We start from the raw sequence: 19425 nt of genomic DNA on the forward strand, positions 1-19425 counted from the left end.
GGGAAACCAGACCATGCTCCAGATGAAAACCCATTATCCCGATGCGACCCGCGTCGAGCCGTCGAACCGGCATACGCTCGCCGTCGTGGTCGACAACGAGCCGGGCGTTCTTGCGCGCATCGCGGGCCTGTTCTCGGGCCGAGGCTACAACATCGAGAGCCTGACCGTCACCGAGACTGAGCACGAGGCGCACATTTCGCGCATCACCATCGTGACCACGGGCACCGACAGCATCATCCAGCAGATCAAGAGCCAGCTGGAACGCCTCGTGCCCGTACACCGCGTCGTCGACCTCACGATGACCGGTGAAACGGTCGAGCGCGAGCTCTGCCTGGTGAAGGTCGTGGGCAAGGGCGACCACCGGGTGGAGGCCATGCGCCTCGCGTCGGCTTTCGGCGCCCGGACGCTCGATGCGACGCTCACCTCGTTCGTCTATGAGCTGACCGGCACGACCGACGAGGTCGAACGCTTCATCAAGCTGATGACGGCGGTGGGTCTTGTGGAAGTCTCCCGCACCGGCGTCGCCGCCATGGCGCGGGGCGCACAGGGGATCATGTAAGGCTAGCCCCGGAAGTCGTTCTCCTGCAGGAACGCTTCCTCCTCCGGCGTCGACTCTCGGCCAAGGAGGGCATTGCGGTGCGGAAAGCGGCCGAAGCGGGCGACGATGTCGTGATGGTGGCGGGCCCACTTGCTGGAATCCTCGCCGAGGGCTTCGTTCAAGGTCACCGAGCGCTCCTGATGCCGCAAGGATTCGGAGTGCATGAAGGGCAGGTAGAAGAACCGGCGGAACTCCGGCTCCGCCTTGGTGTCGAAACCGCGCTCGATGGCTCGGTCCGCGACCATCAGGGCGACCGGGTCGGTTTTATAGGTTTCGCGGCGGCCCCGGAACATGTTCCTGGGGAACTGGTCGAGGAGGAGAATGACGGCGAGTGCGCCCTCCGGGGTGAGCTCCCACTCGTTGAGGTCGCCGCGAGCGGCGGCCTCATAGGTGAGCAGGAAACGGTCCCGGCAGAGCTGGTCGAAGGCTTCGTCCTTCGAGAACCACTTCTCCGGTCCGGCCTCGCGCCAGAAATCGAGCACTTCGTCGGGAGTGGCAAGGCGCTGCATGCGGTGTCGTCCTTCTCGGCATAAAAGAGTAAAGCCAATCTAGAGCATGGGAGAGGCGTTTGAACTCTCCGGGCTCGGATCGTTTGTTGACAAAACTCGAGACTCTGCGCCGGATGCAGGAGGGGGTCGCAGTTTTGCTACAAACAACACCTTGTCAGCGCAGTTTTATTCGCTAAAAGCGGCGCCTGATAAAACAAATGTTGCGCAGCCCGCCAGGGGCCGCGCGACGAGACGAGGACGGGGGAAAGCCCCCTTCGATATAAGGGACTTGAGGACCATGCGTGTCTATTATGATCGCGACGCAGACATCAATCTGATCAAGGGCAAGAAGGTTGCCATCGTCGGCTACGGCAGCCAGGGCCACGCCCACACCCTGAACCTGCGCGATTCCGGCGTGAAGGACATCGTCGTGGCCCTCCGCAAGGGCTCCCCTTCCGTGGCCAAGGCCGAGAAGGCCGGCCTCAAGGTCATGGACGTGACCGAGGCGGCCAAGTGGGCCGACGTGGTTATGATGCTGACCCCCGACGAGCTGCAGGCCGATATCTACCGCAACGAGCTGCACGACAACATGAAGCAGGGCGCGGCGCTGCTCTTCGCCCACGGCCTCAACGTTCACTTCAATCTCATCGAGCCCCGCAAGGACCTCGACGTGCTCATGGTCGCCCCGAAGGGCCCCGGCCACACGGTCCGTTCCGAGTACCAGCGCGGCGGCGGCGTGCCGACCCTCATCGCGATCCACCAGGACGCCACGGGCAACGCCCATGACATCGCGCTTTCCTACGCCTCCGCCAATGGCGGTGGACGCGCCGGCATCATCGAGACCACCTTCAAGGAAGAGTGCGAGACCGACCTCTTCGGCGAGCAGGTGGTGCTCTGCGGCGGTCTCGTCGAGCTCATCAAGGCGGGCTTCGAGACCCTTGTCGAGGCGGGCTACGCCCCCGAGATGGCCTATTTCGAGTGCCTCCACGAAGTGAAGCTGATCGTCGACCTCATCTACGAGGGCGGCATCGCCAACATGAACTACTCGATCTCCAACACAGCCGAGTACGGCGAATACGTTACCGGACCGCGCATCATCACGGCCGACACGAAGGCGGAGATGAAGCGCGTCCTGGAGGACATCCAGAGCGGCAAGTTCACCCGCGACTGGATGCTCGAGAACAAGGTCAACCAGACCTCCTTCAAGGCGACCCGTGCCCGCAACGCCGCTCATCCCATCGAGGATGTCGGCGCCCGCCTGCGCGATATGATGCCCTGGATCAAGGAAAAGGCCCTGGTCGACAAGAGCCGGAACTAAGGCAGTCCAGGCGGCGCGGCCGGTTCGCGCTGCCGAACGAGCCAGCCAAAGGCTGAATTATCAGCTTGGCTTGCCCCGATCGGAGCCTCGGAGGAAGATCCCTCCGAGGCTCTTTTGTTTCCCCAAATGCCTGGGCGTGCTCGACGCTTCCAGAAATCTCTTGAGACGCGGATGGGCTATTCGGTTCACATGCGGTGCAACGTCATGGCCGCCGCAGCCGCAAGGATACCGAGGGCGATGCCGATCGCTTCGGAGCGTTCCTTCCAGAACCGGTAGATGCCGTAGGAGCAGAGTAGGGTCATCAGAAGGGCGGCGAGCCCCTGCATCAGATGATTTACCTTTGTCGGGCCCAGCAGGGGCCTCGCTTCCTCCCAGCTTTCCAGCATCCAGAAGACAGCGAAGACCAGAGACGCCATCCTGCCGACGGAAGGCCACCAGACAGCCGGAAGCCCGGCTGTCAGAGGGCTCGACGCATAATCTTCGGAAGGAGCGGGATGGAGTTGTTCAAGAGACCCGGAAGAAGAATGGAACACGACTGAATATCCGCAATGTTGTTTCTATTGCACTAACATTGCGGCAGGCAGCTGCCACCTCTGGAAACAAAGGGGAACGGCAGCTCACTGAGGCGTGAGCTGCCGGAGCTTTACTGCTTGTTGCTCTTCGTATTCTGGGCCTTGTTGTTGTCCTGCTTGCCGGGATCGGTGCGGTTCTTCATGGTGCCGCCCGAGCCGCGGATGTGGTCACCGGGATGCTTCTTGCTCTCGCCGGAATTGTCGCCACTCATCTTGCCTTTGCCCATGGGTAACCTCCTTGGTGATCGAGGTTAATGACCCCTGGGACACCGGGTTCCAGCCTGCGCCTACCTACCACAGCAGGTAATGTGCAAGCCCCGCGCCCGGCGCGAGGATCACAAAGGCCCAGACGGATGCCGAGGCCAGGTTCGCGGCCTGGAACAGGACCTGCGGCATAAGGAAGATGCCGGCGATCAAGGCGATGACGGCGCGGATCGGGCCGAAGAACCGGCCCAGGAAAACCGCCCAGGGGCCGAAGCGCTGGAAGAAGGTCTCGCCGCGTTCGACCAGCTTCGGATGGCGGGACAGAGGCCAGACTTCATAGGCGGTCTCCTTGAAGCGCTGGCCGATGGCATAGGACAGCCAGTTGCCGAGAAAGGCGCCGCAGACTGCACCCGACCAAGCCATCCAGAACGGGATCTCGGCGGCCGCCAGGACGAAGCCCACGGCGATCAGGATCGTCATGGTGGGCAGCAGCAGGGAGATGAAGGCAAGGGACTCGGCGAAGGTCATGAGCCCGAGGACGAAGGGTGCATAGCTCTTATGGTTCTGCACGAATTCCAGGATGCTGGTCTTCAGAAACTCGATATCCATGGTGCCGTCGACTGTCCTGACGTGGTTCCGGTGCCAGGGTCAATATGGCTAGTTCCGGCAAGAACCAATGGCATTTGTGATGAATGTGATCACATCAGGCGATTTGTAGCGAAGCCGCTCTTGCGCTAACGGGAGAGCGAAAGGGCCTGAACCATGAATGTTCTCTCGATTCAATCCCATGTCGCCTATGGCCATGTGGGGAACGCCTCCGCGGTCTTTCCGATGCAGCGCCTCGGCGTCGAGGTCTGGCCCATTCATACGGTGCAGTTCTCCAACCATACCGGCTACGGTTCCTGGAAAGGCCGCGTCTTCGACGGACCGGCCATCGAAGACCTCGTGGAAGGCATCGCGGAGCGGGGCGTGCTCGGCCGCTGCGATGGCGTTCTCTCAGGGTATATGGGCTCTGCCGATATCGGCAACGCGATCCTCTCGGCGGTGGCGCGGGTGCGCGCGCTCAATCCGGAGGCTCTCTATTGCTGCGATCCCGTCATCGGCGACGTGGGCCGAGGCGTGTTCGTGCGGCCGGGTATTCCGGAATTCATGCGCGAGCAGGCCGTGCCCGCCGCCGACATCATCACTCCGAACCAGTTCGAGCTGGATTATCTGTCCGGCATCGTGACCCAGACCCTCGACGACGTGAAGCAGGCGGTCTCGGCCGTGCAGGCATTGGGACCCAGGGTCATGCTCGTGACCTCGGTCGAAGCGAAGGAGACGCCCGCCGACAGCGTCGATCTCGTGGCCGGGGAGGGGGGGCGGTTCTGGCGCGTGCGGACGCCGAAGCTCTCCCTGTCCGTGAACGGAGCAGGGGATGCCATCGCGGCACTCTTCTTCGTTCATTATGCCCGCTCGCGCTCGGCCCCGATGGCCCTCGCAGCGGCCTCGGCATCCGTCTACGGATTGCTCAAGCGCACCGAGGAGGCGGGGTCCCGCGAGATCCTGACCATCGCGGCGCAGGATGAATTCGTCTCACCCTCGCATCTCTTCGACGTTGCAGAGGTTTGAGGGCGCCGACCCGGACATGCGGCACGGCTCTACGGGGCAAATACGCACTCGGTTGACAGGATGTCGCCCGACGATGCCTCATCGTGCTGAAGAATCGCTATTCTCCTTATCCCAAAGCTCCCGAACAGGTTTGATCCGCATGTCCCGTCGCTTTGTCACCCTCGACGTCTTCACGTCCCAGCGCTTTGCCGGGAATCCTCTCGCGGTCGTCCTGGAAGCCGAAGGGTTGGAGACGGCGGACATGCAGCAGATCGCGAAGGAGTTCAATCTCTCCGAGACCGTCTTTGTGCTCCCACCTTCCGAGCCGCGCCAGCGCGCCGATATCCGTATCTTCACTCCGGCGCGCGAACTTCCCTTCGCCGGGCATCCGACGGTGGGAACGGCGGTGCTTTTGGCACTGCTCGACCAGAACGGGCAGTCGGGCGCCGTCGCCTTCGGCCTGAAGGAGCAGGTCGGCATTGTCCCCTGCGCGGTCGAGGTGGAGAACGCGGCGGGCGGCAAGGCGCGGTTTCGCCTGCCGCGCCTGCCCTTCGTCTGGGGCGAGGGCAAGGAGAGCGCCGATTGCGCCTGGGCGCTCGGCCTCGACCCGACGGAGATCGGCTTCGACCAGCATGTCCCGAGCCGTCATTCGGCTGGTGTGGGTTACGATCTCGTTCCGGTCTCGTCCCTGGAGGCGCTGGCCCGCTCCAAGCCGCACGTGGAAGCTTTCGATAAAGCCTTTGGCGACAGCGATCATCCGGCGTCATACGTCTATACCCGTGTTCCCGATGCGGAGGGCTTGAGATTCCGCGCCCGGATGTACGGTCCCGGCATGGGGGTTGCCGAAGACCCTGCGACCGGCTCGGCTGCGGCGGCCTTCGCAGGCGCCCTCATGCAATGCGAGCCCCTGGGCGACGGCGAGCACAACATCGTCATCGAGCAGGGCGTCGAGATGGGACGCCCGAGCGAGATCGCCCTTCAGATGGTGATCAAGGGCGGAGCCCTCGTGTCTGCGGAAATCGGCGGACAGGCCGTGATGGTGAGCCGCGGCGAGATCCTGTCGTGAACCGGGAGCCTCGGATCCGGCGCGTCACCCGCGTCGAGGCGTTCTGCCGTCCGTTCGATTGGGACTGGCCCAAACGGAACCGGGACTTCATCGCCGAAAACTGGAAGCGCCGCACGGCCGGCAAGCCGCAGATGTTCAACGGGCGGGTGCTGCTGCTCCAGGATGTCCAGTTCGAGCAGGATCTGTGCCGCAACGTCTATTTCGAGGTCGATTACGCCGATTTCCTCGGCTGGATCGACCAGGGCTATCCTGACCCCGCCATCGCCAACGGTTTCGCCATGGGAGCGCTGCGCGGCTCCGATGGAGCCTTCATCTGCGGGGTCATGGGGAACGGCACGACCAATGCGGGCCGGGTCTATTTCGCGGCCGGCACGCCGGATCGGACGGACCTGAGACCCGACGGCACGGTCGATCTCGCCACCAGCCTGACACGGGAACTGGCCGAGGAGACAGGCCTCTCGGAGGGCGACTACCATGTGGACGACGAGTGGATCATCGTCCAGCGCTGGCCGACCATCGCGCTCCTGCGGATGGTGACGCTGCCGGTGACGGCGGAGGAGGGCGCGGCGAAGATCCGCGCCAACATCGCCGCCCAGGACGAGCCGGAATTGCAGGACGTGCGGGTTGTCCGCGGGAAGCAGGATATCGACCCGGAACGGATGCCGCTCTTCCTGCAATCCTTCTTCGGCTGGGTTTTCGAGCATCGGACCTGAAGAGAGGTCCGACTTTTAGGGCCTTCGATGCGCTGATCAGCGATAGCCGTGGCGGGTCTTGGTCGCATGGACGATGCGAACGGCTTCCGCATCACGTCCGCCGGCACAGGCGGCTTCCGCAGGCCCGAGCTCGCGCTCGACTTGGTTGTAGACCGACTGGTTCACATGCCCCATGGCGAGGTCGTTGCTCATCACGGCGCGGTACCGGTCGATCTCGCCCTTGCATCCCGTTCCTTCGGGCATGCGGAAGCCGGATGGGGTGGGGCCGGAGCCGGCAGGGGCCGAAGCGGTCTGGTTGCAGGCGGCGAGCGGCAATGCCAGCAAACCCGTCAGGCACAGGAAACGGAACGCAGACTTCATGAGAACACTCCTGGATCGGTCGTAGGGAGGCCAAAGGCCAAGCTTTCTCCGATCTAGGGCGATTTCCGCAGAGACCAGTCCTTACCTGCCCGAAGTCATAAGCCATACGTTAGTCGAGCATTGTCTTTTCATTTGTTTCAACGGCTTGCCATCATGACGAAGCCCCGTTACAAACAGGCCGTTGTTCGCGGCTTCACGCCCGCGGCCGAGGAGGATTGGGTAGCGATGATCATCGGCTCCCACAGCGCATGGACGAACGGACCCGCTCCCGCGGCCGATCGCGCGCGTCTTCTTGGCCTCCTTCTCCTTAGCTGCCCCTGAGGGTCGGCTGGGCGTCGTCGCCTGGGCTCTCAGGGGTTCTGAAACAGCAGGAACAACCTTGAGCGCAAAGGCCGCTCCCTCCGAGAAGGACTAAAATCATGACCGCTTCCGTATCCGGCTCCTCCAAGGACCGCGTTCTGATCTTCGACACGACCCTGCGCGACGGCGAGCAATGCCCCGGCGCCACCATGACCCTGGAGGAGAAGCTCGAGGTTGCGGAACTGCTCGACATCATGGGCGTCGACATCATCGAGGCGGGCTTCCCCATCGCGTCCAACGGCGATTTCGAGGCCGTTTCCCTGATTGCCAAGCAGGTCAAGCGGGCCACCGTCGCCGGCCTTGCTCGCGCCATCTCGGCCGACATCGCCCGTGCCGGCGAAGCGGTACGCCACGCGGCGCGGCCTCGCATCCACACGTTCGTATCCACCTCGCCGATCCATTTGGCGCACCAGATGCGCAAGTCGGAGGAGGAGGTTCTGGAGATCATTACCAAGACGGTGACCCAGGCCAGGAACCTGATCGAGGACATCGAGTGGTCCGCCATGGATGCCACCCGCACGCCCATCGATTACCTGTGTCGCTGCGTGGAGGCCGCCATCAAGGCGGGAGCCACCACCATCAACCTGCCCGATACGGTGGGGTATGCCACGCCCGACGAGTACCGCGCCATGTTCCGGGCCGTCCGGGAGCGCGTGCCGAACGCCGACAAGGCCATCTTCTCGGCCCATTGCCATAACGATCTGGGGCTCGCTGTCGCCAATTCCCTGGCGGCGCTCGAGGGCGGCGCTCGGCAGATCGAGTGCACCCTCAACGGCATCGGCGAGCGGGCGGGCAACGCGGCCCTGGAAGAGATCGTCATGGCGATCAAGACCCGCGCCGACGTGTTGCCTTACGAGACCGGCATCGAGGCCACCATGCTGACCCGAGCCTCGAAGCTCGCCTCGGCAGCCACGTCCTTCCCGGTCCAGTACAACAAGGCCATCGTGGGCCGGAACGCCTTCGCCCACGAGAGCGGCATCCATCAGGACGGCATGCTGAAGAACGCCCAGACCTATGAGATCATGACGCCCGAGAGCGTGGGCGTCAGCAAGACCTCCCTGGTCATGGGCAAGCATTCCGGCCGCGCGGCTTTCCGCAACAAGCTGGAGGAGCTGGGCTACAGCCTCTCGGACAACCAGTTCCAAGATGCCTTCGAGCGGTTCAAGGAACTCGCCGACCGCAAGAAGCACGTCTATGACGAGGACATCGAGGCCCTGGTCGACCAGAACATCGCCACGGCCCATGACCGCATCAAGCTGGTTTCGCTCCATATCGTGGCCGGGACCCGCGGTCCCCAGCGGGCCACCATGCGGCTCCAGGTCGACGACAAGATCGTCGTCGAGGAGCAGGAAGGCAACGGCCCGGTGGATGCCACCTTCAACGCCATCAAGGCGCTCGTCCCCCACGAGGCGGTGCTGGAGCTCTATCAGGTCCATGCAGTGACCGAGGGCACGGACGCCCAGGCCGAGGTTTCGGTGCGCCTTTCCGCCGACAACCGCAGCGTCACCTCCCGGGCGGCCGATCCGGACACCCTGGTCGCCTCGGCCCAGGCCTATCTGGGCGCCCTCAACAAGCTCATGAGCCGCGGCGCGCGCCTGCACGCCCAGCACGCGGCGGAGTAACATCGCTTCACCCTAACGCATCCCCGGCTCACGCCGGGGATGCGCAACCGCGCAATCCTTCGACGGCGCGCGGAGCCCAGGACGCCACGGCCGGAAGCGGAGAAGGTTTCAGGACGGCAGGTTTTGCCGAGGGTTCGACCTGTCGGACGCGGCCCAGCTGTCGCGCAGGCCCGTTACCTTGCGCGCTTTGAATTCGAATTTTCTTGAAGAGATTGGTGGGTGTGCAAGGATTCGAACCTTGGACCCGCTGATTAAGAGTCAGCTGCTCTACCAACTGAGCTACACACCCGTCGCCGAAGCGCTCTTTCGCGGCGCGATGTCCGCTGAAGAGGCCGTGCGTGTAACAAACCGCTTCGCGCCTGTCTAGCCTGTTCGACGAGGTTTTTTGCATCCCGCCGCAGTTTTTGGCGGGGCGCGGTCGCAGGCGGCCCGCCTGTGACTTTTCGTGCCACTCTCCGGCCCGGAGGAACGGTCAGGCTTTCCGATCATTGACATGTGTTGTGTCGAGTGCCGCGCGGAATCGGCGGCAAGCGGGAGGCTGGCCCTCATGAACGATGAGTCGAAGATCCAACCCTATTCCGGTCCCGCAGGTGGATGGGGATCTGTCAAATCCGTCGAGAGTATCCTGACGAAGGAAGGAAGGCTCGTCAGCGGCAATGCGATCCTGCTCAAGCAGAACAAGCCTGACGGTTATGCCTGCGTAAGCTGTGCCTGGGCCAAGCCGGCGAACCCGCATCCTTTCGAGTACTGCGAGAACGGCGCCAAGGCGACGGCATGGGAACTCACCACGAAACGGGTGACACCCGAGTTCTTTGCCGAGCATCCCGTCTCGGAACTCCGGACCTGGACCGACCACGACCTCGAAGAGGCCGGGCGCCTGACGCATCCCATGCGCTTCGATGCAGCCTCGGATACCTATGTGCCCGTGAGCTGGGAGGATGCATTCCACGAGATCGGCCGGGAGCTGAAAGGTTTCGATCCGCGAGAGGTGGTGTTCTACACGTCCGGTCGCGCCTCGCTTGAAACCTCATATATGTGGGCGCTGTTCGCCCGGCTCTATGGCACCAACAACCTGCCGGATTCCTCCAACATGTGCCACGAGAGCACCTCGGTCGCTCTGCCGAAAAGCATCGGCGTTCCCGTGGGGACCGTGATCCTCGACGATTTCGAGAAGACGGACTGCATCCTGTTCTTCGGTCAGAACGTCGGCACCAGCAGCCCGCGCATGCTTCATCCGCTCCAGGAGGCATCGAAGCGGGGTGTTCCCATCATCACCTTCAATCCCCTGAAGGAGCGTGGCCTTGAACGCTTCACCAATCCGCAGGCGCCGACCGAGATGCTGACGGGTTCGGAAACCCGCATCTCGTCGCAATATCATCAGGTGAAGATCGGCGGCGACATAGCGGCGCTCATGGGAATGGCCAAGGCCCTGATCGAGGCCGACGACCGCGCCCGCGAGGCCGGCGGCAAGCCGGTGCTCGATCATGCCTTCATCGCCGAGCATACGCACGGGTTCGAAGAGTTTGCCCGGGCGGCCCGGCAGGCATCGTGGACCGAGCTGGAACGGCGCTCCGGCCTGCCGCAGGAGGCGTTTGAAGCGGCCGCGACCGTCTATTCCCAGGCCAATGCCGCCATGGGCATCTACGGCATGGGGCTGACCCAGCACAAGGCCGGCGTCGAGAACGTGCAGATGCTTGTCAATCTGCTCCTCCTGCGCGGGAATATCGGCAAGCCGGGCGCCGGTATCTGCCCGGTGCGCGGCCATTCCAACGTGCAGGGGCAGCGCACGGTCGGGATCTCGGAGAAGCCCGAGCTTGTGCCCCTCGACAAGCTCAAGGAGCAATACGGCTTCGAACCGCCACGCTGGAAGGGCCTCACGACGGTCGAGACCTGCGAAGCGATCATCAAGGGCGAAGTGAAGGCCTTCGTCGCGCTCGGCGGAAACTTTGTGCGGGCTGTGCCGGAGACTGCCGCCATGGAGGAGGCTTGGACACGCCTGCGCCTGTCCGTGCAGATCTCGACCAAACTCAATCGCAATCACCTCATTCCCGGTGAGATCTCCTACATCCTGCCATGCCTCGGACGCATCGAGATCGACGAGCAGGAAACCGGACCTCAGGCCGTATCCATCGAGGATTCGACCGCTTGCATTCATGGCTCCAAGGGGATTGCCAAGCCGGCAAGTTCCGACCTGCTCTCGGAGCCGCGCATCGTTGCGGAAATTGCTAAGGCAACCCTGCCGGCAAACGACAAGGTCCCCTGGGACGAGTGGGTAGCCGATTATGCCCTCGTGCGCGACGCGATCGAGGAAACCTATCCGGAAGACTTCCGTGGTTTCAACGAGCGCATGTGGCAGCCGGGAGGCTTTCACCGTCCCATCGCGGCCCGCGAGAGAAAATGGAAAACCGAAACGGGCAAGGCGAACTTCACGACCCCCAAGAGCCTGGAAGTGGATCTCGGGATTGCGGAGCAGAATTCCGAGATCCTCAAGCTCATGACGTTGCGCTCCAACGATCAGTTCAACACGACGGTTTACGGCTATCATGACAGGTTCAGGGGCGTGCGCGGCACGCGCATGGTCCTCTTCATGAACAGCAATGACATCGCTCGTTTGAACCTGGCAGAAGGCGATCTCGTGACACTGACGACCGCTGTCGACGACGGTGTGATGCGTCAGGTGCAAGGCTTGCGCGTCACATCCTACGACATTCCCGAGGGTTGCTGCGGCGCCTATTATCCGGAATGCAATCCGCTGATCCCCGTCTGGCATCACGCGGATGAAAGTAAGGTGCCGGCGGCAAAGTCCATTCCGATCCGGATCACCTTGATGCAGCAACAACAGCCGGAGGCGGCGGAATAACTGCCAGTTTCAACCCTGACATTCGTTGCGAACGCATCGAGCGTCGGACGCCCTGAGGGAACGAAGCTGCGCTGAACCGATTGTGTCAACAGCGAAGCTTCATCTCAGGCACATTGCCTGACCAGCAAAGGGTGTGCGGCACAGGCAATGGCGCAGCTCTTCTCACCGGCGGCCACCACTCTGTTTAGGGTAGTGATCGTGCTCCTCGGCCTGGGCGTCGTCGCAGCGGGTGCGATCGCCTTTGTCTGGGCGCGCTCAGACAGCACGTGGAATGTGGGCAAGCCCGCGCCGCAGCCAGTCCCGTTCCGGCACGATCTCCACAGCGGATCGCTCGGCATCGATTGCCGCTACTGCCATTCCACCGTGGAGCGCGCAGCGGATGCGGGCATGCCGTCCGCCCAGACCTGCATGTCGTGCCATTCGCAGGTGTGGGTCGGCGCAAGCGTGCTGGAACCTGTCCGGTCGAGCTTTCTCCTCGGGCAGCCGATCACGTGGACATCCGTCCATCGCCTGCCCGATTACGCGTATTTCAACCACGCCGCTCATGTGACCAAGGGAGTGGCCTGCGAGACCTGCCACGGCCGCGTGGACCAGATGCCGAAGACGGTGAAGACCCAGACCATGTCCATGGGATGGTGTCTCGATTGCCATCGTGATCCGACACCTCATCTTCGGCCGCGTGAAGCGGTGTTCTCGACGGGATACGAGCCGCACGGCAAGGACCTGCCGGAGGATGTGCGGATGTTCTATCAGGAGGCCTCCCGGCGCCTCACCAGCTGCAGCACATGCCACCGGTAGACGCAATGCGTGAGGAAGCATTACTCGATCTCGAAGCCGTGAAGGCCCGTCTCGCAAAAGAGGAAGGGCCACGGCTGTGGCGCAGCCTCGAAGAGCTGGCCGATCTGCCGGAGATCCGCCGTTATGTGGAGGCCGAGTTCCCGGACATCGTGCAGGCCTCCTCCATCGACCGGCGAACCTTGCTCAGGCTCATGGGGGCGTCCTTCGCCCTGGGAGGACTTGCCGCCTGCAACGGCAGCGGGGCTGAAAAGAACGCCCCGCTTCTGTCGCAGAGCCGCGATATGCCAGGCTATACGCCTGGCGTTCCGGTCACCATCGCCACATCGCTGCCATTGAACGGTTACGGCCGGGGCGTCCTGGTGAAGGCCCAGGAGGGGCGGCCGATCAAGATCGAAGGAAACCCGCTGCATCCGGCGAGCCTCGGCGCAACGGACGTGTTCGCCCAGGCCGAGATCCTTTCCCTTTACGATCCCGATCGCTCCGAAGCCCCTCTGCAGAATGGCTCGCCAAGAAGCTGGGAGGAATTCACGCGCTTCATCCGCCCCGTGCGCAACGAGCTCGTCGTCGGTGAGGGGCGGGGCCTGCACATCCTCATGCCGCCGACCTCGTCGCCGACCTTGATCCGGCTGGTGGCGCAGGTGCGGCAACTCTTTCCCTTGGCGCAATGGCACATGTTCTCGCCCGTCGACGACGACAGCAGGCGAACCGCCGCGACGGCCGCATTCGGGCGGGATCTGGACCTCGTCTACGATCTGACCCAGGCGGATGTCGTCGTCACCGTGGGCGGCGATCTCTTCGCCGAGGAGGCGGGGCACCTGCGCTACGCAGCCGATTATCAGGCGCGGCGGAGGATGCAGGATCGGGCGCTGCCTCGTCTCTTCGCCGTCGAGACCAGGCCCAGCCTCGTGGGAGCCCGTGCGGACGAGCGCCTTCCTCTGCGGCCCCGGGATGTCGAAGCCTTCGTACAGACGCTTGCAGTCGCCCTGGGAGCAGGAACTGCGCCGGTCGGCGCGCCGCATCCCGCCGTGACGAAGCTCGCGGACGACCTGCGCCGCGCTGGTTCCGGCGGCTTGGTCGTGGCAGGGCGCGAGCAGCCGGCCCGGATTCATAGGCTCGTCCATGCGATCAATGCCCAGATCGGCGCCTTCGGAACGACGGTCCGCGCCATCGAGCCGGTCAGGCCGGTGGCAGGCGATATGGGCTCATTGGCCGATCTGGCTCGGGCTATTGAAGCCGGTGAGGCCTCGCGTCTTCTGGTTCTCGGGGGGAATCCGGTCTACGCCGCGCCTGCCGATATCGATCTGGCGACGCTCGTCAGGCGGGTGCCCCTGGCGCTGCATCTGGGCCAGCATCGGGACGAGACGGCCATGGTATGCCACTGGCATGTCCCGGAAGCTCATCCTCTCGAGAGCTGGGGCGACCTGCGGGCCTTCGACGGGACGGTGGGCCTGCGGCAGCCTGCAACGATGCCGCTCAAGCCAGGATTGAGCGCCGAGGAGTTCCTCGGCCTCATGGCGGGGCAGAACCTGGACGGGCGGGGGCTCGTTCAGGCCACATGGCGGGAGACCTGGGGAGACGGGTTCGAGGAGCGCTGGGCGCGCGCGCTCGAGGACGGCGTGGTCGAGGGTTCGGCGTCGCCGGCGGTCGCGTTGACCGGGCGGTTCGATGTGACAGCTGAAATGGAAGCTCCTACCACATCGGTTGGCATCGATGTGGTATTCGCTCCCGATCCGTCCGTCTGGGACGGCTCCTATGCCAACAACGGCTGGCTGCAGGAACTGCCGAGGCCTCTGACGAAGCAGGTCTGGGGCAACGCGGTTCTCATCGGACCGGAGACCGCCTCCCTGTTCGGGTTGACGTCGGGGGATGCGGTCGACCTGACGGTCGAGGGGCGGGTGGTCCGCGCGCCGGTCTGGGTCATGCCGGGGCATGCGCCGGGCTCCGTGACCCTGAGCCTCGGCTATGGCCGCCGGCAGGCCGGCAGGATCGGCAACGGCATCGGGTTCGATGCCTATGCGGTGCGGCCCTCCCACCGGCCCTGGATCGCTTCGGGCGAGATCAGGAAGGCTGGTGAAAAAATCCCGGTGATCTCGACGCAGCAGCACCATTCGCTCCAGGGCCGCGACATCGTGCGCGTGGTCGCGTCCGACGAGGAAGCCGTCGAGGCGGCGGCGGAGCAGCCCTCGCTCTATCCGGACTGGTCCTACGAGGGGCATGCCTGGGGCATGGCCATCGATCTCGATGCCTGCATCGGCTGCAACGCCTGCGTCATCGCGTGCCAGGCCGAGAACAACATCGCGGTCGTCGGGCCGGAGGAGGTGGCGCGGGGGCGCGAGATGCATTGGCTGCGGGTCGATCGCTACCACGCCGGGGACCCGGTCAATCCCGATACGTATTTCCAGCCCGTGCCCTGCATGCATTGCGAGAAGGCGCCCTGCGAGGTGGTCTGCCCGGTCAATGCGACGGTGCATTCGGCCGAAGGGCTCAACGACATGGTCTACAACCGCTGCATCGGCACCCGGACCTGCTCGAACAATTGTCCCTACAAGGTCCGTCGCTTCAACTTCCTCGATTACCAGGGCACGGATTACACCGCCTCGCCCGATGCCATGAATCCGCAGGTGACGGTCCGGGATCGCGGCGTCATGGAGAAATGCACCTATTGCGTCCAGCGCATCGGCGCGGCTCGGGCGGACGCGCGGATCGAGGACAGGAGCCTGCGCGACGGCGAAATCGCGACGGCCTGCCAGCAGGCCTGCCCGACGCAGGCCATCGTGTTCGGCGACGTGAACGATCCCGACAGCGCCGTGAGCCGGCTCAAGGGAAGCCCGCGCAACTACGCCCTGCTCGGCACGCTGAACACGCGGCCGCGCACGACCTATCTCGCGCGTATCGAACCGTCCTCCGAGAACGGATAGCCGCATGACCAGCGAGGCCCAGGCCGTCACGAGAACCGTCGCGGAAGTCCCGCTCGCCCGCCGCTTCGGCGTATTCTGGTGGGGCGCCCTCCTGGCCTCGGGTGCGCTCGTGCTGCTGCTCGGCTACACCCTGGTTTCGGTCACGCTCGTGGGCGTCGGAGTCTGGGGCATCAACATCCCGTTCGTCTGGGGCTTCGACCTGATCAACTACGCCTGGTGGATCGGCATCGCCAACGGCGCGAGCCTCTTCGCGGCCATCCTGGTGCTGCGCCGCCACGATCTGCGCACGGCGGTCAATCGATTCGCGGAAGGCGTGGCGTTCTTCGCCGTCATCTGCGCGGGGATCTTCCCGATCATCCATCTCGGGCGCCCCTGGCTGTTCTACTGGGTGTTTCCGTATCCGGCGACCTTCCAGGTCTGGCCGCAGTTCCGCAGCACCCTGACCTGGGACTTCTGGGCGATCAGCACCCATGCAATCGTGACCAGCCTGCTCTGGTATGTGGGCCTCATTCCCGACCTCGCGACCCTGCGCGACCGAGCCCGCAGCAGGACGGTCAAGCGCCTCTACGGCGTCTTCGCACTCGGCTGGCGCGGATCTATCCGCGATTGGGCCTATCATCAGCGCGCCTATCGCCTCGTCGCGATCCTGGTGCTGCCCCTCATCCTCATCATGCAGAGCACGGTGGCGTTCGAGTTCGCCGTGACCCTGGTGCCCGACTGGCACGAGACGCGCCAGCCGCTCCACTTCGTCGCCACGGGCCTCGCACAGGGATTGTCCATCGTGCTCCTGGTCGCCGTGCTGCTGCGCTGGGGCCTACGCCTGGGACCGTATATCGACGAGGGCGACATCGACCTCCTGGGCAGGCTCGTCCTCGCGAGCGCCCTCGTGTCGGCCTATCTCTATGTGGACGAGATCGTCGCGGCGCTCCTCGCGGACGGAAACGCCCAGGAGGCCACCTTCAACCGCCTGACGGGCGATTACGCCGGGCTCTACTGGACGGCCATCGTCTACAGCATCCTGATCCCGCAGCTCCTCTGGTTCAAGGCCGCGCGCCGGAGCACGATCGCGTGCGTCTTCGTCGGTCTCTCCATTGGCGTCGGCATCTGGTTCGACCGCTTCTCGATCATCGTCGGCGGCCTCCAGACCGATTACCTGCCGTCGATCTGGCGCACCTACAGCCTGACTCTCGCGGAGACGGGGCTGTTCCTGGGAACCATCGGGCTGTTCGCGGCGCTCCTGCTGCTCTTCGTGCGCTTCCTGCCCGTGGTCTCGATGTTCGAGACCCGCCATGACGAACACGAGGAGAAATCCTCATGACGCGGCGCCCTTACGGCATTATGGCCGAGTTCCGGACACCGGATGCCCTCATCGACGCCGTCAGGGCGACGAGACGCGCGGGCTTCACACGGATCGATGCGTTCAGTCCCTTTCCGCTCCCGGACCTCGCCGACGAGCTCGGCATCCGCACCAGGATCATCCCGTGGATCGCGTTCGTGGCCGCGCTCATCGGCGCGGGCATCCAATACGGTTCGCAATACTGGATGAACGCCGTCGATTATCCCCTGAACGTCGGCGGGCGCCCCCTCGACAGCTGGCCGACCTTCATCCCCTCGACGCTGATCGTCGCCATCCTCTGGGCCGGGGCAGCGACCCTGCTCGGCCTGCTCGTGATCCTGCGGCTGCCCCGGCTCCATCATCCGGTCTTCTCCGTGCACGGCTTCGAGCGGGTCACCAACGACCGCTTCTTCCTCTGCGTCCGCAGCGAGGATCCATTGTTCGACCTTGGAGCCACACGGACATTCCTGGAAGGGCTGTCGCCGCAGGTGGTGCGGGAGGTTCCATGCGACTAGCGCTCGCTCTCATCGCGGCCGGGCTTCTTGCTGCCTGCGACAGCGGCACCGAGGAGCGCGATGCCGTAGCATCAACCCGCACGGTCCAGCGGCCTTATCTCCCCATTCCTCCGGGCGTCGTCCCGCAGGGAGCGGCGGCACGAGAGGCGGCGCTTGCACCGCCCGGACCGGAGGTGACACGAGAGCTCCTGGCGCGCGGCGAGGAACGTTTCCGCGCCTTCTGCACCCCGTGTCACGGGGCGGGCGGGCGCGGCGACGGAACGATCGTCTCACGCGGTTTCCCGCCGCCGCCCTCCTATCACGAGGAGCGGCTGCGCTCCCTTGCGCCTGCGCAGATCGTCCAGGTGATCACTCACGGAAAGGGGCGGATGTTCCCTTACGCGGATCGCGTTCCGCCCAAGGAAAGATGGGCCATCGCCCACTATGTGAAGGATCTGCAGGCGCGGGGAACGGGAGCGGCTACCGACCAGGGGGCGGCAAGGCCATGAGCACGATGGAGGTCCTCTACATCGTGTTCGTCGGGCTGACGGGATTGGCGATGGGCTCTCTCGTCGTGCTCATGCTCGGCCACCTCATGAGCGAGCATTGGCTGGCCCCGGTGCGGAGCGAGATCGAGGCGGCCGCCCTCACGCTGCCGCTGCTTCTCCTTCTCGGAATCCCGCTCGCCTTCGGGCTCGAACAGGTTTTTCCCTGGGCCGGTGGGTCGGGGGACCTGCCGCCCCTGCGGGCGGCGTTCCTAAGCCCGGCCTTCTATCTGCTGAGAAGCGTGATCTATCTGGCGGTCTGCGTCGCCTTGGCGTTCTGGCTGATCCGGACCCGTGACGTGCGCCGCGCGAGCGCCATCGGGTTGGCCTGCCTGATCCCCATCATGAGCCTGTCGGCCTATGATTGGGTCCTGTCGCGCGAGCCGCATTGGTGGTCGAGCCTGTTCGGATTGGCCTTCGGCCTGAGCGAGGCGCTCGCGGCTCTCTCCATTGCCATTCTCATAGCCCTGCTCAAGGTCGAACCGGCCTCGCCGGTGCGCATGAAGAGCCTGGAGCGGGCGCTGCTGACCCTGGCGCTGCTCTCTGTCTGGACATGGTTCGCGCAATTCCTGATCGTCTGGCTCGCCAACCTACCGCAGGGCGCGGAATGGTATGCCAGGCGCTCGGACCCTCAGAGCCTCGCGCTCGTGGCCGTTTCATATGGCCTGATGCTGGCCGCCATCCTGGTGCTGGTGCCCTCGGGCGTGAGCCGCATCGCCATGATCGTCGGAAGCGCGCTCGCCCTGCTGCATCACGCAACCCATTTCGTCTGGATCCTCCAACCGCAGGTCGATCCGTCCTGGATCGACCTGGGGCTCATGGCGGGTCTCGTGGGCCTCTGGGGCGTCGCTTTCACGATCGTGATGAGGTTCCGGCCCACTTACGCGGAAGAGGCCGCGGCGGAGCCTTAACTTTTTACGTCGGGATTGGCGGCCTGATGCGGAACGATACGGCGCGTGCGGGGCTCCGTCTCCGAAGGCCGAGGCGCCGGTTTCGGGAGATCCGCCGTCGTTTCCCCATGCCCACGGAGCGGGAGCGGCGGATCGGGAGGATAAACCGGGTTCTCGCCAGCCCCGAGGGTGTAGAGGTAGCTCGCGACATGGCGGGCTTCGGCTTCCGTCAGGCCCTGCGCCGGCATGCCCGTTTGCGGCTTGAGCGCCACGGGATCGACCAGCCATGCGATCAGGTTCTGCGGCGTGTTCGGGAGAAAGCCCGCGAGCAGATGCTGCTGCGCATAATCCCTCAGTTCCGGGCCGACCTTGCCACGGGCGCCTCGCACGCCGCCGATCGTGTGGCAGGTGCCGCAGCCATAGGCCTGGATCAGCGCCCGGCCGCGACCGGGATCAGCGCCCACGATGGTCAAAGCGGCCGCATGGTCCTGCTGGTCGCCGCAGGCAGGCAACCCGGCCAGGGCCGGGACAATGGCGATGCGCAAAAGAGCTTTCCTGATCATGAGTTCCGCTTGAGGAGGTCCGACGAGGCAATCGGCGGGCGCGTGCTCCGTTCCTGCTCGGGCGTCACATGATGAGCCGCTTCGCTCGAAGGCCACCTGCGGGATGTTTTGCGGGAACCAAGTCTCACGG

19 protein-coding genes and 1 tRNA gene are annotated in these 19425 nt (G+C 64.5%); 13 read left to right on the forward strand and 7 right to left on the reverse strand.

The window, feature by feature from the left end; genetic code table 11:
- Positions 1–13: 13 nt before the first annotated feature.
- Positions 14–559, forward strand: a complete 546-nt coding sequence (ilvN, locus tag H0S73_RS09650; RefSeq protein WP_181051968.1) for an acetolactate synthase small subunit — start codon at positions 14–16, stop codon at positions 557–559.
- Between the two features lie 2 nt (positions 560–561).
- Here the strand turns inward: ilvN and H0S73_RS09655 are convergent, their stop codons facing one another.
- Positions 562–1107 (reverse strand): DUF924 family protein, encoded by a 546-nt coding sequence (locus H0S73_RS09655; RefSeq protein ID WP_181051969.1) that lies wholly within the window; start codon positions 1105–1107, stop codon positions 562–564.
- 277 nt (positions 1108–1384) lie between these two features.
- Between H0S73_RS09655 and ilvC the strand changes: the two genes are divergently transcribed.
- Positions 1385–2404: a ketol-acid reductoisomerase gene (ilvC, locus tag H0S73_RS09660; RefSeq protein WP_181051970.1), complete on the forward strand. Its 1020-nt coding sequence runs from the start codon at positions 1385–1387 to the stop codon at positions 2402–2404.
- 185 nt (positions 2405–2589) lie between these two features.
- Here ilvC and H0S73_RS09665 read toward each other — a convergent pair whose 3' ends face one another.
- The 3 genes from H0S73_RS09665 to H0S73_RS09675 all read right to left on the reverse strand — a co-directional run bounded on the left by H0S73_RS09665 (position 2590) and on the right by H0S73_RS09675 (position 3789).
- Positions 2590–2820, reverse strand: coding sequence for a hypothetical protein (locus H0S73_RS09665; RefSeq protein ID WP_181051971.1), 231 nt, complete (start codon positions 2818–2820; stop codon positions 2590–2592).
- A gap of 227 nt (positions 2821–3047) precedes the next feature.
- The gene (locus tag H0S73_RS09670) at positions 3048–3203 is read right to left on the reverse strand and encodes a hypothetical protein (RefSeq protein WP_181051972.1); all 156 of its coding nucleotides are present in this window, start codon (positions 3201–3203) and stop codon (positions 3048–3050) included.
- Positions 3204–3267: 64 nt separating this feature from the next.
- Positions 3268–3789, reverse strand: a complete 522-nt coding sequence (locus H0S73_RS09675; RefSeq protein WP_181051973.1) for a DedA family protein — start codon at positions 3787–3789, stop codon at positions 3268–3270.
- A 153-nt stretch (positions 3790–3942) separates the two neighbouring features.
- Between H0S73_RS09675 and pdxY the strand changes: the two genes are divergently transcribed.
- The 3 genes from pdxY to H0S73_RS09690 all read left to right on the forward strand — a co-directional run bounded on the left by pdxY (position 3943) and on the right by H0S73_RS09690 (position 6549).
- Positions 3943–4791: a pyridoxal kinase PdxY gene (pdxY, locus tag H0S73_RS09680; protein WP_181051974.1), complete on the forward strand. Its 849-nt coding sequence runs from the start codon at positions 3943–3945 to the stop codon at positions 4789–4791.
- A 139-nt stretch (positions 4792–4930) separates the two neighbouring features.
- On the forward strand, positions 4931–5836 hold the full coding sequence (locus H0S73_RS09685; protein WP_181051975.1) for a PhzF family phenazine biosynthesis protein: 906 nt from the start codon (positions 4931–4933) through the stop codon (positions 5834–5836).
- A complete protein-coding gene (locus H0S73_RS09690) occupies positions 5833–6549 on the forward strand; it encodes an NUDIX hydrolase (protein WP_181051976.1) in 717 nt (238 codons plus the stop codon). The genes H0S73_RS09685 and H0S73_RS09690 overlap by 4 nt, the downstream gene beginning before the upstream one ends.
- A 36-nt stretch (positions 6550–6585) precedes the next feature.
- On the opposite strand, the gene H0S73_RS09695 is transcribed toward H0S73_RS09690, so the two are convergent.
- Positions 6586–6909 carry a hypothetical protein gene (locus H0S73_RS09695; RefSeq protein WP_181051977.1) on the reverse strand — a complete coding sequence of 108 codons (324 nt, stop codon included), beginning with the start codon at positions 6907–6909 and terminating at the stop codon, positions 6586–6588.
- A gap of 419 nt (positions 6910–7328) precedes the next feature.
- Between H0S73_RS09695 and H0S73_RS09700 the strand changes: the two genes are divergently transcribed.
- On the forward strand, positions 7329–8891 hold the full coding sequence (locus H0S73_RS09700) for a 2-isopropylmalate synthase (RefSeq protein ID WP_181051978.1): 1563 nt from the start codon (positions 7329–7331) through the stop codon (positions 8889–8891).
- 213 nt (positions 8892–9104) lie between these two features.
- Here H0S73_RS09700 and H0S73_RS09705 read toward each other — a convergent pair.
- Positions 9105–9180: transfer RNA gene (locus tag H0S73_RS09705), tRNA-Lys, on the reverse strand.
- A 258-nt stretch (positions 9181–9438) separates the two neighbouring features.
- Here H0S73_RS09705 and H0S73_RS09710 point away from each other — a divergent pair.
- The 7 genes from H0S73_RS09710 (at position 9439) to H0S73_RS09740 (ending at position 18753) form a co-directional block, all read left to right on the forward strand.
- Positions 9439–11751 carry an FdhF/YdeP family oxidoreductase gene (locus H0S73_RS09710; protein WP_181051979.1) on the forward strand — a complete coding sequence of 771 codons (2313 nt, stop codon included), beginning with the start codon at positions 9439–9441 and terminating at the stop codon, positions 11749–11751.
- Positions 11752–11898: 147 nt separating this feature from the next.
- Entirely contained in the window at positions 11899–12549 is a 651-nt protein-coding gene (locus H0S73_RS09715; RefSeq protein ID WP_181051980.1) for a cytochrome c3 family protein, read from the forward strand.
- Between the two features lie 5 nt (positions 12550–12554).
- A complete protein-coding gene (locus tag H0S73_RS09720) occupies positions 12555–15467 on the forward strand; it encodes a TAT-variant-translocated molybdopterin oxidoreductase (RefSeq protein WP_181051981.1) in 2913 nt (970 codons plus the stop codon).
- Positions 15468–15471: 4 nt separating this feature from the next.
- Positions 15472–16785 carry an NrfD/PsrC family molybdoenzyme membrane anchor subunit gene (gene nrfD, locus H0S73_RS09725; RefSeq protein WP_181051982.1) on the forward strand — a complete coding sequence of 438 codons (1314 nt, stop codon included), beginning with the start codon at positions 15472–15474 and terminating at the stop codon, positions 16783–16785.
- A complete protein-coding gene (locus H0S73_RS09730) occupies positions 16782–17318 on the forward strand; it encodes a DUF3341 domain-containing protein (protein WP_181051983.1) in 537 nt (178 codons plus the stop codon). Before nrfD ends, H0S73_RS09730 begins: the two co-directional genes overlap by 4 nt.
- Complete coding sequence (locus tag H0S73_RS09735; protein ID WP_181051984.1) at positions 17309–17806, forward strand: c-type cytochrome; 498 nt, start codon at positions 17309–17311, stop codon at positions 17804–17806. The genes H0S73_RS09730 and H0S73_RS09735 overlap by 10 nt, the downstream gene beginning before the upstream one ends.
- Entirely contained in the window at positions 17803–18753 is a 951-nt protein-coding gene (locus H0S73_RS09740; protein WP_181051985.1) for a hypothetical protein, read from the forward strand. Before H0S73_RS09735 ends, H0S73_RS09740 begins: the two co-directional genes overlap by 4 nt.
- On the opposite strand, the gene H0S73_RS09745 is transcribed toward H0S73_RS09740, so the two are convergent.
- A complete protein-coding gene (locus H0S73_RS09745; RefSeq protein ID WP_181051986.1) occupies positions 18750–19295 on the reverse strand; it encodes a c-type cytochrome in 546 nt (181 codons plus the stop codon). The genes H0S73_RS09740 and H0S73_RS09745 overlap by 4 nt on opposite strands.
- Between the last annotated feature and the right edge of the window lie 130 nt (positions 19296–19425).

This window comes from Microvirga mediterraneensis (assembly GCF_013520865.1).
Taxonomy (GTDB): Bacteria; Pseudomonadota; Alphaproteobacteria; order Rhizobiales; family Beijerinckiaceae; genus Microvirga; species Microvirga mediterraneensis.